This window comes from Micromonospora maritima, assembly GCF_902825405.1.
In the GTDB taxonomy this organism is placed as follows: domain Bacteria; phylum Actinomycetota; class Actinomycetes; order Mycobacteriales; family Micromonosporaceae; genus Micromonospora; species Micromonospora maritima.
On the sequence record NZ_CADEAU010000876.1, the window covers coordinates 1 to 1,203 of the forward strand.

Annotated in this window: 1 protein-coding gene; it reads left to right on the forward strand. The window is 74.0% G+C overall.

The window, feature by feature from the left end; translation table 11 throughout:
• A partial coding sequence (locus HUW36_RS33195) for a glycoside hydrolase family 10-like protein (protein ID WP_174531623.1) occupies window positions 1-1,203 on the forward strand: 1,203 nt, incomplete at both ends.

The following is a 1,203-nucleotide window of genomic DNA, read 5'->3' on the forward strand; positions in this document are numbered from 1 at the left end:
CCGCGGAGCTGGCCCGCGACGCCGCCCGGCGCGCCGCGGTGGCCGGCTACCGGGCCCGCGAGTCCCGCCCGGTGGAGGGCCGCGGCCTCTGGGTCCGCCCGATCGAGACCAGCCCGGAGCAGATCCGCGCCTCGCTCGACCGGATCGACGCCGCCGGCTTCAACATGGTGTTCCTGGAGACGGTCTGGGGCGGCTACACGATCTACCCGAGCCCGGTCGCCGAGCGGGCCGGCATGCCCGCCCAGCGGCCCGAGATGCGCGGCTTCGACCCGCTGAAGGTGTGGGTCGCCGAGGCGCACGCCCGGGGCATCGAGCTGCACGCCTGGACGCACACCTTCTTCGTCGGCGTCGAGTCCGGCGGCGGCCCGGTGCTCACCGCCCACCCCGAGTGGGCCGCCGTGGAGCGCGAGGACGTCGGCAAGGCCGGCCCGCAGCCGTCCCGGATGGAACCCGGCTACTACTGGATGGACGCGGCGGTCCCGGCCGTCCGCGCGCACGTGCTCGCCACCTTCGAGGAGATCCTGCGCGGCTACGACGTGGACGGGCTGCACCTGGACTACATCCGCTACCCCGTCTCGCTGCCCTACGGCGCCGACTTCTCCTACTCGGCGTACAGCCGGCAGACGTTCGCGGCCGAGCACGGCGTCGACCCGTACACGCTCACCCCCGAGTCACCGCAGTGGCCGACCTGGAACGCCTGGCGGGAGAAGCAGGTCACCACGTTCGTCGACCAGGTCCGCACGATGCAGGAACGGGTCGCCGGCGACCGGCAGCTCTCCGCCGCCGTGTTCGCCGACCCGACCGACGGGCTGGCCAAGAAGTTCCAGAACTGGGGCGCCTGGGTCGACGCGGGCACGCTCGACTTCCTCACCGGGATGTCGTTCGGCACCTCCGCCGGCTCGGTCGGCCACGACACCGCCGTGATGCGGGAGCGGGTCGGCGACGTGCCGCTCTACACCGCCACCTACGGGCCGCTGCGGGGATCGTCCCCCGACCTGATGCTCGACCAGGTGCAGGCGGTCAACGACGCGAACTCCGACGGCGCGGCGCTGTTCGCGTACAACCAGCTCAACGCCCGCCAGCAGGAGGCGCTGCGGGAAGGCACGTTCCGCACCCCGGCGACGGTCCCGCACGCCGACTACCGGGCCGCCGCCCGCTCCGGCGCCGCCGCGCTGCGCGAGACGTTGCGGCAGGCCACGGCCT